The sequence below is a fragment of the Embleya sp. NPDC001921 genome (assembly GCF_053594475.1).
In genome coordinates this window covers 274,991-288,488 of record NZ_JBSFEO010000001.1, presented here as the reverse complement: position 1 = coordinate 288,488, position 13,498 = coordinate 274,991, and the positions used below count along the sequence as shown (strand labels likewise).

The 13,498-nt window shown below is 70.4% G+C and carries 8 protein-coding genes; 4 read left to right on the top strand and 4 right to left on the bottom strand.

From position 1 onward, the window contains the following. Nucleotides 1-265 precede the first annotated feature (265 nt). Entirely contained in the window at nucleotides 266-4,258 is a 3,993-nt protein-coding gene (locus ACWCPW_RS01200; protein ID WP_449759488.1) for a discoidin domain-containing protein, read from the top strand. A 112-nt stretch (nucleotides 4,259-4,370) separates the two neighbouring features. Here the strand turns inward: ACWCPW_RS01200 and ACWCPW_RS01195 are convergent, their stop codons facing one another. Beyond that, the gene (locus tag ACWCPW_RS01195) at nucleotides 4,371-5,600 is read right to left on the bottom strand and encodes a styrene monooxygenase/indole monooxygenase family protein (RefSeq protein ID WP_449759487.1); all 1,230 of its coding nucleotides are present in this window, start codon (nucleotides 5,598-5,600) and stop codon (nucleotides 4,371-4,373) included. Nucleotides 5,601-5,744: 144 nt separating this feature from the next. Further along, the gene (locus tag ACWCPW_RS01190; protein ID WP_449759486.1) at nucleotides 5,745-6,902 is read right to left on the bottom strand and encodes a hypothetical protein; all 1,158 of its coding nucleotides are present in this window, start codon (nucleotides 6,900-6,902) and stop codon (nucleotides 5,745-5,747) included. 186 nt (nucleotides 6,903-7,088) lie between these two features. Between ACWCPW_RS01190 and ACWCPW_RS01185 the strand changes: the two genes are divergently transcribed. Next, entirely contained in the window at nucleotides 7,089-8,288 is a 1,200-nt protein-coding gene (locus ACWCPW_RS01185) for a CaiB/BaiF CoA transferase family protein (protein WP_449759485.1), read from the top strand. A 100-nt stretch (nucleotides 8,289-8,388) separates the two neighbouring features. Here ACWCPW_RS01185 and ACWCPW_RS01180 read toward each other — a convergent pair whose 3' ends face one another. Continuing rightward, nucleotides 8,389-8,847, bottom strand: coding sequence for a glycoside hydrolase family 78 protein (locus ACWCPW_RS01180; protein WP_449759484.1), 459 nt, complete (start codon nucleotides 8,845-8,847; stop codon nucleotides 8,389-8,391). Between the two features lie 206 nt (nucleotides 8,848-9,053). On the opposite strand from ACWCPW_RS01180, the gene ACWCPW_RS01175 reads away from it, so the two are divergent. Together ACWCPW_RS01175 and ACWCPW_RS01170 are read left to right on the top strand one after the other, a co-directional pair. Further along, nucleotides 9,054-11,567, top strand: a complete 2,514-nt coding sequence (locus ACWCPW_RS01175; protein ID WP_449759483.1) for a DEAD/DEAH box helicase — start codon at nucleotides 9,054-9,056, stop codon at nucleotides 11,565-11,567. A 34-nt stretch (nucleotides 11,568-11,601) separates the two neighbouring features. Next, a complete protein-coding gene (locus ACWCPW_RS01170; RefSeq protein WP_449759482.1) occupies nucleotides 11,602-11,985 on the top strand; it encodes a hypothetical protein in 384 nt (127 codons plus the stop codon). A gap of 91 nt (nucleotides 11,986-12,076) precedes the next feature. Here the strand turns inward: ACWCPW_RS01170 and ACWCPW_RS01165 are convergent, their stop codons facing one another. Then, the gene (locus tag ACWCPW_RS01165; protein WP_449759481.1) at nucleotides 12,077-13,396 is read right to left on the bottom strand and encodes an ammonium transporter; all 1,320 of its coding nucleotides are present in this window, start codon (nucleotides 13,394-13,396) and stop codon (nucleotides 12,077-12,079) included. Between the last annotated feature and the right edge of the window lie 102 nt (nucleotides 13,397-13,498).

The window sequence follows — 13,498 nt, the reverse complement described above, 5'->3', positions numbered from 1 at the left end:
CGCGCAGTGCAAAAAACTCACAGATTATTGGGAACTTACGGCCTAGGGCCGCAAATTCCGATCCGTGACCCGAACGCGCCGGTTTCCCGGAGGCGTTGCCCACCGCCGGCGGGACCGGCTCCACCATCACCCCGATCCGGTCGAGCACATGCCGACCCGGCCTTCGGCCTGCCCCGGCACGCACCGGCCCGCTCTCCGACCACGCGCGGCTCCTCCCGTACCTCCCGTGCAAGTCCCCCGCGAGAGAACCGAACAGAGGAATGCGATGAGGACGAGACCACCGATCCCGAAAACCGCCACCGCCGCACTGGCGACCGGCCTGCTCGCGCTCGCCGTCGCCGTCGGGCCCGCCGGCGCCGTGACGTCCGCCGGGTCGGGCGACCGGGCCCGGCTCGCGAATACCGATGTCGCGGCCGTCGCCGACGGCGACCAGGACACCTACTGGCAGGGCACCGGCTCGACGTTCCCCCAGGCCGTCCAGGTCGATCGAGGCCGCAGCACGAGCGTCGACGGCGTCGTCCTCAAGCTGCCCGAGGACTGGGCCGCACGCAGTCAGACGCTGGCCGTGCAGGGCAGCGAGGACGGCACGAGCTTCAAGACCATCGTCGGCCGGGCGGCCTACACCTTCGAGCCCGCCTCGGCGAACACCGTGCGGATCCGCTTCCCGGCCACCCGGACCAGATTCGTCCGGGTCGACGTCACCGGGAACAGCAAGGCGCCCGCCGCGCAACTCGCCGAACTCGGCGTCGAGACCGCGGCCGACTCGACGACCAACCTCGCCCTCGCCGGGACGCTGACCGCGAGCAGCGCCAACTCGCCGTACACGGCGGCCAAGGCCGGCGACGGCGATCAGGCGAGCTACTGGGAGAGCGCCAACAACGCGCTGCCGCAATGGATCCGGGCCGATCTCGGCGCCTCGGTCGGGGTGAACAAGGTGGTGCTCAAGCTGCCCGCCGGGTGGGAGCGCCGGACCCAGACCCTCTCCCTCCAAGGCAGCACCGACGGGACGACCTTCACCGACATCCTCGCCTCGGCCGGTCGCGTCTTCGACCCGGCGAGCGGCAACACCCTCACGCTCGCGTTCGACACGGTGACCACCCGATACCTGCGGGTCGAGGTGACCGCCAACACCGGATGGCCCGCCGCCCAGGTCGCCGAGTTCGAGGTCTACGGCCCGACCACCGGCGACACACAGGCCCCCACGGCGCCGACCGCACTGGCGTACACCCAACCGGCCGCCGGTCGCATCCGGCTCACCTGGGCCGCCGCGACCGACAACGTCGGGGTCACCGGCTACGACGTGTACGCCGACGGCGGGCTGCGCAGCACCGTCGCCGGCGGCACGCTCGAATACACCGACAGCCTGCCGGATACGGCGACGGTGACCTATCACGTGGTCGCCCGGGACGCCGCCGGCAACAGCTCGCCGAACAGCAACCGGGTCACCCGTATCGGATCCGGCGGCGGCACCGGCACGAACCTGGCCGTCGGCAAGCCGATCACCGCGTCCTCCACGACGCAGAACTTCGTCGCCGGCAACGCCAACGACGACAGCGTGAGCACGTACTGGGAAGGCGACACCTACCCGAACACGCTGACCGTGGCGCTGGGTTCGAACGCGGACGTCAGTGCCGTGGTGGTGCGCCTCAACCCGGATCCGATCTGGGGTCCGCGCACCCAGACCATCGAGGTGCTCGGTCGGGAACAGGGCGCGACCGGCTTCACCACCTTGGCCCCGGCGGCCGTACGCGCCTTCGCGCCGGGCCCCGGCGGCAACACCGTGAGCATCCCGGTCACCGGCCGGGTCGCCGACCTGCGCCTGCGGATCACCATCAACTCCGGTGCGCCGGGCGGTCAGGTCGCGGAGTTCCAGGTGATCGGCGTGCCCGCGCCCAACCCCGACCTGACCGTCACCGCGCTGACCGCGAGCCCCGTCGCACCGGTGGAGACCGACGCGATCACGCTGTCCGCGACGGTGAAGAACATCGGCCCGGTCCCCGCCGGCGCCACCGCCGTGAACTTCCGACTCGGTGACACCCCCGCCGGCACCGCCCAGGTGGGCGCGCTGGCCGCCGGTGCCACCACCACGGTGTCCACCACCATCGGCACCCGTCCGGCCGGCAGCTACGCCCCGGGTGCCGGGGTCGACGAGGCCAACGCGGTGATCGAGCAGAACGAGACCAACAACGCCTACACCGCGCCCGATCCGCTCGTGGTCACTCCCGTGGCCAGTTCCGACCTGATCGCCTCGGCCGTCGAGTGGACCCCGGACAACCCGGTCGCCGGCAACCCGGTCGCCTTCACCGTCACGATCAAGAACCAGGGCACCATCGCGAGCGCGCCAGGCGCCCACGCGGTCACGCTGACCCTGACCGACGCCACCGGCGCCGTGCTCCGCACCCTCACCGGTTCGTACACCGGTGTGCTCGCCCCCGGCGCGAGCAGCCCCCCGATCGCGTTGGGCGGTTGGCCTGCCGCGGACGGAACGTACGGTGTCGGGACGGTGATCGCCGCCGACGCCAACGAACTCCCGGTCAAGCAGGCGAACAATACGAGCACCCGGCCGCTGTTCGTGGGCCGAGGCGCGCACCTGCCCTACGACATGTACGAGGCCGAGGACGGCCTCCTGGCCGGCGGCGCGGCGGTGATCGGACCGAACCGGGTCATCGGTGATCCGGCCGGCGAGGCGTCCGGTCGCAAGGCGGTCACCCTCAAAACCACCGGCAGCTCGGTCGAGTTCACCACCCGGGCGAGCACCAACACCCTGGTCACCCGGTTCTCCATCCCGGACGCCCCGGGCGGCGGCGGCATCGACGCGACGCTCGACGTGTACGTGGACGGCACCTTCCTCAAGGCCATCGCGCTCACCTCGAAGTACGCCTGGCTGTACGGCAACGAGGCGGCCCCCGGCAACTCGCCCGGTGCCGGCGGTCCTCGGCACATCTACGACGAGGCCAACATCATGCTCGGGACCACCGTCCCGAAGGGCAGCCGGATCAAACTCCAGAAGAACGCGGCCAACACCAGCGACTACACCATCGACTTCGTCGACCTGGAGCAGGTCGCGCCGATCGCCAACCCGAACCCGGCGACCTACGCCGTCCCGGCCGGCTTCACCCACCAGGACGTGCAGAACGCCCTCGACCGGGTCCGGATGGACCCCGGCGGCACGCTGGTCGGCGTCTACCTGCCGCCCGGCACGTACCCGACCGCGAGCAAGTTCCAGGTGTACGGCAAAGCGGTCAAGGTGACCGGAGCGGGTCCCTGGTTCACCAGGTTCGAGGCTCCCACGAGCCAGGAGAACACCGACGTCGGCTTCCGCGCCGAGGCGTCCGCGAACGGCTCCTCGTTCACCGGCTTCGCCTACTTCGGCAACTACACGTCGCGAATCGACGGGCCGGGCAAGGTGTTCGACTTCGCCAACGTCGCGAACATCCTGATCGACGACGTCTGGAACGAACACACCGTCTGCCTGTACTGGGGCGCCAACACCGACAACATCACGATCCGCGACAGCCGGATCCGGGACACCTTCGCCGACGGCGTGAACATGACCAACGGCAGCACCGACAACCACCTCGACAACATCGAGGCCCGCTCGACCGGGGACGACAGCTTCGCGCTGTTCTCCGCGATCGACGCCGGCGGCGCGGACGAGAAGAACAACGTGTACGAGAACCTGACCTCGATGCTGACGTGGCGTGCGGCCGGCCTCGCGGTCTACGGCGGCTACGCCAACACCTTCCGCAACATCCGGATCGCGGACACCCTCGTCTACTCCGGCATCACCATCAGCTCACTCGACTTCGGCTATCCGATGAACGGCTTCGGTACCGACCCGACCGACTTCCGGAACATCTCCATCGTCCGCGCGGGCGGCCACTTCTGGAACGGGCAGGTCTTCCCGGCGATCTGGGTCTTCTCCGCCTCGAAGATCTTCCAGGGCATCCGGGTGAGCGACGTGGACATCGTCGACCCGACCTACGGCGGCATCATGTTCCAGACCAACTACGTGGGCGGACAACCGCAGTTCCCGGTCAAGGACACCATCTTCAACGACATCTCGATCACCGGCGCACATCGCAGCGGCGACGCCTACGACGCCAAGTCCGGCTTCGGCATCTGGGCCAACGAGCTTCCCGAACCGGGCCAGGGCCCGGCGGTCGGCTCGGTCACCTTCAACGGCCTGCGGATGAGCGACAACGCGCAGAACATCCGCAACACGACGTCGACCTTCACCATCACCGTCAACCCCTGACCCGACGGTCGCCGCCCGCGACCCGCGAGGCGCGGGCGGCGACCGCTCGGCCGGGAGACGTACGTCGTCCAGGCCCTGTCCGGCGGACCCACCGAGGTCCGCCGGACACGTCCTAGATCGCGCCGACCTTGGTCAGGAACGCCTTCGCCTTCTCCGGTTCGTAGAAGAACTCCTCGAACTCCACCGGGTTGTCGAAGGCGCTCATGATCGCGTCGCAGACCGCGGGGCAGGTGTTGCCGGCGCCCATCAGCATCCGGACGTGCTCCGGGGGCACGCCGAGCAGTGATGTGGAGAACTTGACTCCGTGGCGCGCGCGGGACCAGAACGTGTCGAAGAGCGACTGCATCCACACCGCGTCGAAGGGGCGGTCTCCGTGCGCCACGATCGCGTCGAGGTAGAGGTCGGCGGCTCGCGCGGCGTTGTTGGAACCCTGGCCGCTGAGCGGGTCGTTGGTGACCAGTACGTCGCCGATGCCCAATGCCAGGCCGCCGGAGGGGAGTTCGCCGATCGGCTTGCGCACGATGGGCGCGAAGCCGCCGCTGAGCACGCACATCGGATCGGTGAGTTCGGCGCGGCTGATCCGCTCGTGGTCCCACGGCGCGAACCGCTCGACCAGGTCCCGCATCAGCGCCCAGTGCGTGTCCGGGTCGCGCACGTCGCGGAAGACGTCGAGCGGGCCGCCCGGTACCGCCTCCAGCAGGATGATGTCGCACGGGCCGGACAACGTCAGGCCCGGGAACATGATGATCTCGCCGGCCCCGGGGATCCCGTTGACGTGCAGCGCGTCGTGGCCCACTTCCGGTCGCGGGGTCGCGCCATGGAAGTACGCGGCCGCCAACTGGCGTTGCGGGGTGGTGAATTCGGACTTCTCGTGGTCGCGGTCGAACATCGACACCAGCTCGCCCTTGCCGGCGGCCACCACGACCAGGTCGTAGTTGCGGGTGTACCAGTCGATGTCGGACACCGCGACCGGGTGCACCACGAGGTTGCCGCCGCGCGCCACGAACAGGTCTATCCACGCGGGCATCTTCATCCGCTGGTCGACCGACTGCGCGCCGCCCATCTCGCCCAGCCAGTTCACCACCGGCGTGCCGTCCGGGCCGGGAATGGTGAACCCGGCCCGGGGGATCGGCGGCACCAGGTCGGCCCACAGGTCCAGGCCGTGCGGCTGTTCCAGCGCGATCGTGGACGGCATCATGATCTGGGTCGAGGTCACCCGCCCCGCGCGGATCTCGTCGGGGGTCCGCTCGGTCATCACGGTCACGTCGTAGCCGTGGGCCAGCAACCCCAGGCCGAGTTGGAGCCCGGATTGGCCGGCACCGACGATGAGGATCCTGCGCATGGCTGACGTCCCTTCCCCTGATCAAGGTCGGAAGCATCGTATGGCTCGCGCTGCGTGTTCACCGGAGTACCCATCGAGAAATCCGCCGCGTGCGCGAGCCGCGCACCAGCCGCGTACGAGCCGCGTACGAGTCGTCCCCGAGTCCTACATGAACGAGGACTCCGCCGTCAGTCCCGACGCCTGGTCCGCGCCCGTGACGATGGGCTGACAGTTGCCCCACCCGACCCCGCCGCCCACCGGATCGGTGACCCGCACCACGGTGTCCCGGATCTGGTGCAGCCGGCGGGCCTGTTCGGGCGTCGAGCAGTCCGCGATTCGTTCACCCTCCACGTGCAGTTCGCCGCGCCATTCGCCGTGGTGTCGTCCGTCCAGACCGAAGTACAGACCGGCGCCGAGGTGGAAGCCGGTCGCCGAGACCACCTCGATCTCCAGCGGCCGGGCCGACCCGTCCGCCATCGTCGCGTGTAGCCGGCCGCCGCGCAGCCGCCGGTTGACCGGGTCGTAGCTCAAGTCCGGTACCAAATCCGCCCAGGCGTCCACGCGTCCGTCGGGGTGCTCGACCCCGCCCATCACCCGCTTCTGCTCGAACCCGGGTGCCCGGCTGATCTGGTAGTGCAGGAACAGGGCGTAGCGGCTGCCGTCTTGACGTTCCATCAGGATCGGTGCCCAGATCATCCGGAACGACATCGACGCGGGCATCCCGGCCGGCTCCAGGTCGGTCGCGGGCGCGCCCACGTCGTACCGGGTGCCCCACGAGTGGTCGCGGGTGGACACCCACGTGTCGGGGGTGATCTCGGTGCGTTCGCCGTCGACTTCGACCCAGCCGGAGGCGACTCCCGTCTGGTGGTAGCGCACCAGGTCGGCGGTGGTGCGATAGGCGCGGCGGTTGTGGGTGCGGTCCTCGCAGACCGCCGGGACGACCGCCTCGAAGGTCCAGTCGAACGCGATCGGTTGGGCCGCGTTCGCCTCCAACACGAAGCGCACCACCTTGAGCGGCTCGACCACCTCGTACCGGATCGGTCCCACCGCGGTGGTGTGCGGCTCGGGGGCCAATCGGCGCGACCCGCGTACCGTGAGCTGCTCGACGCCGCGGGAGACGCCCGCGTAGCCGTCCATCACGTCGCGGTTCGCGTACTTGCCCAGTCCGAAGCCCAGTTGCAGGCTGCCGTTCCGGGCCGCGGCCATCGCGCAGACCTTCTCGGTCCACGACGGGTCCGTCGTGGCCACCGTCGCGAACGTCTCGGCGACCTGGTGGTGAAAGCCTTCGTCGGCCGCGGTGAGCGGCCCGATCGGGTTGGTCACGAATCCTCCGTCGATCTGCGTCGCGTCCCGGACACCGGGACGCTGCCGGATTCTCCGCCGGACCTCGCCAACAGGCCAGAGCCTTGACCTGTGACAGAGAACCTGTTTTCGTCATGCCGTCACGCGAGCCATCGCGTGGGCGACACACGTGGGCGACACGTGGGCGACACACCAGGGGAGCGCCGCATGGAACGTGTCCCGATCGACGGACCACTCGCCGGCGTGCGCGTCGTGGACCTGTCCACGGCCGCCACCGGCCCGTACGCGGTGACTCTGCTCGCCGATCAGGGCGCCGAGGTGATCAAGGTCGAGCGTCCCGGGATCGGCGACATCTCGCGCTGGATCGGCACCGCGACCGGCGGCATCAGCGCGCTCTACCAGATGTGCAACCGCGGCAAGCGCTGCGTCGGCGTCGACCTGCGCACCGACGAGGGCCGCGACCTGGTGCGCGCGCTGATCGCCCGGGCCGACGTGGTGGTGCAGAACTGGCGGCCCGGCGTGGCCGAACGGCTCGGCCTGGGCTACGCCGACGTGCGGCGGGACGACCTCGTGTACTGCTCGATATCCGGCTTCGGGGCGCACGGGCCGTATGCCGGCAAGGGCGCCTACGACACGGTGATCCAGGCGTACGGCGGGATCGCGGAGAACCAGAAGGACCCGGAGAGCGGCAGTCCGAGGTTCTCGAACCAGGCCCTCGCCGACAAGGTCACCGCGCTCACCGCCGCGCAGGCGATCACCGCGGCCCTGTTCGCCCGCGAGCGCGGGCGCGGCGGCCAGCACCTCGAACTGTCCATGCTGGACGCGGTGATCTCGTTCATGTGGGTCGACTCGGCGGGCAACGACGTGCTGCGCGACGGCGACGGCAGCCAGCCGGGCAGCTTCGTCGCGGACGTGCGTCCGTACGCGTTCGTGGACGGATGGGGCATCGCCACGCCCACCTCGGACGCGGACTTCGCCGGCATGTGTCGCGCGTTCGGCGTGGACGGGTACGACGACCCGCGCGTGGCCACGATCGCCGAGCGTCGGCGCAACCGCGAGGTCGGCCACGCGCTGGTGACCCGCTGCCACGAGGTCGCGACCAGGCTCACCGTCGCCGAGGGCATCGCCCGGCTGGAGGCGGAGAACGTGCCGTGCGGGGTGGTGCGGGGCCCCGGCGACCTCGCGGCCGACCCGCACGTCGTCGCCGTCGGGCTGCTGGAGGACGACGTACACCCGACCGCGGGACGGCTGCGGCAGCCGCGGCATCCGGCGCTGTTCGGCGGTACGCCCGGGCGGCTGGGCGCACCGGCTCCGGTCCTCGGGGCCGACACGGACGCGATCCTGGGCGAACTCGGTCTCGGCGCGGAACGGGTGGCGAAGCTGCGGGCGGCGGGGGTCGTCTGCTGAAGCCGCGTTCCGCGGCCCGGGTGTCCTCAGGCGCCGGACGGGCTGGAGTTCGGTTGCCCGGAGCCTGGCGGTTGCGGGGTGGCCTGCGGTCCGGGTGTCCTCAGGCGCCGGACGGGCTGCTCGGGTTTGCTCGGTCTTCGGTGGCAGCGGGCGCCGGGTGGTGGGTCGTCCACTGGGATGTGGGGCTCCAGGGGGAGTCGTGGCCGTGGGTGTCGCGGATCCGCACGGTCCAGTAGCAGGTCGCGCCCGATTCGAAGCGGAAGCCCGGTGGGCGGATGCCCGTGTGCCGGGTGGAGTGGACCAGGCCGCTGTCCCAGGCGTTCGGGTCCACGCCGCCGCGGGTGATCGTGTCGACCGCGTAGGGATCGGTCGAGACGACCAGGCGGTAGCCCGCCTGGGGAGGGGTCCTCCCGGCCGGGCGCACCGTCCAGCCGATCCCGCCGCTGTCCCCGTCCGGGTCGTACGGCAGCGCCTCCACCGTCGGTGTGACGTCGGATCCGGCGGCTCGGCCGTGGGCCGTGCACCCGAGCAGGCCGGTCGCCAGGGTCCCGGCGAACATCACGCGACCCAACCGCCCCATGTGTCGTGCCGGCCTCACGAGCACCCCTGTCCCCGGTGGCGGATGATCACGGCGACCCTAGGGATGTGACACGCGTCACCGGAAGCCGGGCGGCCCGCCGCCGGGACCGCCCGCGGCGACGTGCGGGGATCGGCGGTATCCGGGTTGCGTGCGGGCGCGGGGCCGGGAGCAGGCAGGATAGACGGGTGACTCTCATCGATCTGCTCCCCGCCGAGGCCGACCCCGACGCCCTGTACGAAGCCTTCGCGACGTATGCGGAAGAGCGCGGCCTCACCCTGTATCCCGCACAGGAGGAGGCGCTGATCGAGCTGGTCTCGGGCAACAACGTGATCCTGAATACGCCGACCGGCTCGGGGAAGAGCCTGGTCGCCGCCGGCGGGCACTTCGCGGCGATGGCGCGCAAGGAGCGCAGCTTCTACACCGCGCCGATCAAGGCGCTGGTCTCGGAGAAGTTCTTCGACCTGGTGGCCCAGTTCGGCACGGAGAACGTCGGCATGATGACCGGCGACGCCTCGGTCAACGCGACCGCGCCGATCATCTGCTGTACCGCCGAGGTGCTGGCCAACATCGCGCTGCGCGACGGCGCGGACGCGGATGTCGGCTTCGTGGTGATGGACGAGTTCCACTACTACGGCGACCCGGACCGGGGCTGGGCCTGGCAGATCCCGCTGATCGAACTGCCGAAGGCGCAGTTCCTGCTGATGTCCGCGACGCTCGGCGACATGGACCGCTTCCAGAGCGACCTCAAGCGGCGCACCGGTCGGACCACCACGATCGTCAAGTCGGCCACCCGCCCGGTCCCGCTGTACTTCTCCTATCGGGTCACCCCGCTGCACGAGACCATCGAGGAGCTGCTGACCACGCGTGAGGCGCCGATCTACATCGTGCACTTCACCCAGGCGTCGGCGGTCGAGCGGGCGCAGTCGCTGATGAGCATCAACATGTGCACACGCGCGGAGAAGGACCAGATCGCGTCGGTGATCGGCGGTTTCCGGTTCACCACCAAGTTCGGTCGGCAACTCTCCCGGTGGGTGCGGCACGGGATCGGCGTGCACCACGCGGGCATGCTGCCCAAGTACCGCCGGCTGGTGGAGCGCCTGGCCCAGGCCGGTCTGCTCAAGGTGATCTGCGGTACGGACACGCTCGGCGTCGGGGTCAACGTGCCGATCCGCACGGTGTTGTTCACCGCGCTGTCCAAGTACGACGGCCAGCGGGTGCGCCGGCTGCGGGCGCGCGAGTTCCACCAGATCGCCGGGCGCGCCGGGCGGGCCGGCTTCGACACGGTGGGCAACGTGGTCGCGCAGGCCCCCGAGTACGAGATCGAGAACATCAAGGCGCTGGCCAAGGCCGGCGACGATCCGAAGAAGCGCCGCAAGGTGGTCCGCAAGAAGGCCCCCGAGGGCTTCGTCGGCTGGAACGAGGAGACCTACACCAGGCTCCAGGAGGCCGAGCCGGAGCCGTTGGCGTCGCGCTTCCGGGTCACCCACGCGATGCTGCTCGCGGTGATCAACCGGCCCGGCAACGCGTTCGAGGCGATGCGGCACCTGCTCACCGACAACGACGAGCCGCGTGCCCAACAGTTGCGGCACATTCGGCAGGCCATCGCGATCTATCGCTCGCTCCTGGACGGCGGCGTGGTGGAGAAGCTCGCCGAGGCGGACGAGGAGGGCCGGATCGTCCGGCTCACCGTGGACCTCCAGGCCGACTTCGCGCTCAACCAGCCGCTGTCCACCTTCGCGCTGGCCGCGTTCGACCTGCTCGACCCGGAGGCGCCGACCTACGCGCTGGACGTGCTCTCGGTGGTCGAGGCCACGCTCGACGATCCGCGCCAGATCCTCGCCGCGCAGCTCAACAAGGCCAAGGGCGAGGCGGTCGGGCAGATGAAGGCGGACGGGATCGAGTACGAGGAGCGGATGGAGCGGCTCGCCGACATCCAATACCCGCGTCCGCTCGAGGAGTTGCTCGAACACGCCTACGCGATCTACATGCGCAGCCACCCCTGGGTCGGCGACCACCCGCTGTCGCCCAAGTCGATCGTGCGGGACATGTACGAGCGGGCGATGGCCTTCGGCGACTACGTCGGCTGGTACGAACTCGCGCGCACCGAGGGCATCGTGCTGCGCTACCTGGCGAGCGCGTACAAGGCGCTCAACCAGACCGTGCCGGACGACGCGAAGAACGAGGACCTGCACGATCTGATCGCGTGGCTGGGCGAGTTGGTCCGCCAGGTCGACTCCAGCCTGCTCGACGAGTGGGAGAAGCTGGCCAACCCGGACGCGACCCAGGAGGAACTCGACGACATCGAGGGCCGCACCACCCCGGTCACCGCGAACGAGCGGGCGTTTCGGGTGCTGGTGCGCAACGCGCTCTTCCGCCGGGTGGAACTCGCGGCGCTGCGGCGCTACTTCCAGCTCGGCGAGTTGTCCGAGCAGGAGGGCGACGGCAACTGGGACGCGGAGCGCTGGCAGGACGCGCTGGAGGGTTACTGGGACGAGCACGACTCGATCGGCACCGGTCCCGACGCGCGTGGCCCCAAGCTCATGCAGATCACCAAGGAGGACTCCGCGTGGCGGGTCCGCCAGGTGTTCGACGACCCGGCCCAGGACCACGACTGGGGGATCACCGCCGAGGTGGACCTGACCGAGTCGGACGAGACCGGGCGCGCGGTGCTGCGAGTGGTCGCGGTGGACCGGATGTGAACCCGGATTCTCGGCCTTCGGGCAGACTGGGCCCATGACGAAGAAGCGGTCCAGCGTCGACGCACACGGTTCGATCCTGTCCTGGCGCTCGCACAACTCGGTGTTGTCGATCGCGTCGGAAGGCTCGGTGTTGTCGATCGGGTCGGTGGGTTCGGTGCTGTCGGTGGGCTCGGTCGGCTCCGCGCTGTCCCTCGGCTCGATCGGCTCGGCGTTGTCCGCCGCGTCGATCGGCTCCTACCTGGGCGTGGCATCGGCGTTCTCGGCCCAGTCGGTGTGGTCCGCCTTCTCGATCCAGTCCGGCGGCGGCGTCTTCGACCACCACAACACCCGAAAGCTCGCCCGCCGAGCGGCGCTGCCGGCGAGCGCCGCGATCGCCGGCCTGGCCACGGCGGCAATCCTGGCCCGCCGATCGCGCTGACCCCCTCGGCCGTAACGCGCCGGGCCGGGCGCCCGGTCTGAACGCCGGCCGGACGCGGATGCGGCCGAAGGAGCCCGACCGGCGCGTCCGTTCAGTCCGCGTCGTGGCCGTCGCCCGGTGGGGGGCCGGGGCGGAAGGGCGTGCTGCCGGTTCGTTTGGTGCCGGCGAAGGCGGTGAGGTCGTAGGCCGTTTCGGCGTGTACCGCGAGGTCCAGGCCCAGTTGTTCGTGGTCGGCGTGCGCGCGGAAGCCGATGGTGCGGTCGATCGCCTTGGCGATCGCGTAGGTGACGCCGAAGGAGAACGCGGAGACCACCACGATCGCCACCACCTGCTTGCCGAGCAGCGCGGCGCCGCCGCCGTGCAGCAGGCCCTCCGGGCCGCCGGTGACGTCCCCCGCCGCGAACAGGCCGATCAGCAGCGTGCCGACCACGCCGCCGACGTAGTGCACGCCGACCACGTCGAGCGAGTCGTCGTAGCCGAAGCGGTGTTTCCAGCCCACCGCGAAGCTGCACAGGACACCCGCCGCCAGGCCGATCGCCAGCGCGCCGGGCAGGTCCACCACGCCGCAGGCCGGGGTGATCGCGACCAGGCCGGCGACCGCGCCGGAGGCGGCGCCGAGCGTGGTGGCGTGTCCGTCCCGGCGCTTCTCCACCGCGAGCCAGCCGATCAGCGCGGTGCACCCGGCCGCCTGGGTGTTCACCAGCGCCTGTGCGGCCAGGCCGTTCGCGCCCAGCGCCGAGCCGCCGTTGAAGCCGAACCAGCCGAACCACAGCAGACCCGCGCCGAGTACCACGAGCGGCAGGTTGTGCGGTCGCATCGGATCCCGCTTGAAGCCGATCCGGGGGCCGAGCACCAGGGCCACCGCCATGCCCGCGGCGCCGCAGTTGATCTCGACCACCAGGCCGCCCGCGAAGTCGAGCGCGCCGAGCCGGTGCGCGATCCACCCGTTCGGCCCCCACACCCAGTGCGCCAGCGGCACGTACACGCACAGGACCCACACCGCGCAGAAGAGCACCCACGCCTTGAACCGGGTGCGGTCCGCGATCGCCCCGGAGATCAGTGCCACGGTCAGGATCGCGAAGGTCAACTGGAAGGCCATGAAAAGCAGTTCGGGCACCGTGCCGTGCAGGTCGGTGGGCTTGGTGCCGGCCATGAACGGCTGGTCGAGCTCGCCGAGCAGTCCGCCGCCCAGATCGTCGCCGAAGGCCAGACCGTAGCCGAAGGCGATCCACACCACGGTCACCACCGCGATCGCCACGAAGCTCATCATCAGCATGTTCAGCACGCTCTTGGCCCGGACCATGCCGCCGTAGAAGATCGCCAGGGCGGGGGTCATCAGCAGCACGAGCGCGGTGGCCACGAGCAGCCACGCGGTGTCTCCGGCGTTCAGGGCGTCGGTCGCGACGGTCATGCGGCTCCCTCGTGGGCCTGATCTGGTCTCAGGTCAGGGTGGGCAGCCCGAGTTTCCTGACGTATACCTCGGTGTTACGCGCGGGTTAAGGAACCGGCCCCG

Coding starts and splice junctions, on each gene's coding strand:
- ACWCPW_RS01185 (WP_449759485.1), top strand. CDS start 7,089: ATGGAACGTGTCCCGATCGACGGACCACTCGCCGGCGTGCGCGTCGTG.
- ACWCPW_RS01200 (WP_449759488.1), top strand. CDS start 266: ATGAGGACGAGACCACCGATCCCGAAAACCGCCACCGCCGCACTGGCG.
- ACWCPW_RS01195 (WP_449759487.1), bottom strand. CDS start 5,600: ATGCGCAGGATCCTCATCGTCGGTGCCGGCCAATCCGGGCTCCAACTC.
- ACWCPW_RS01180 (WP_449759484.1), bottom strand. CDS start 8,847: ATGTTCGCCGGGACCCTGGCGACCGGCCTGCTCGGGTGCACGGCCCAC.
- ACWCPW_RS01165 (WP_449759481.1), bottom strand. CDS start 13,396: ATGACCGTCGCGACCGACGCCCTGAACGCCGGAGACACCGCGTGGCTG.
- ACWCPW_RS01170 (WP_449759482.1), top strand. CDS start 11,602: ATGACGAAGAAGCGGTCCAGCGTCGACGCACACGGTTCGATCCTGTCC.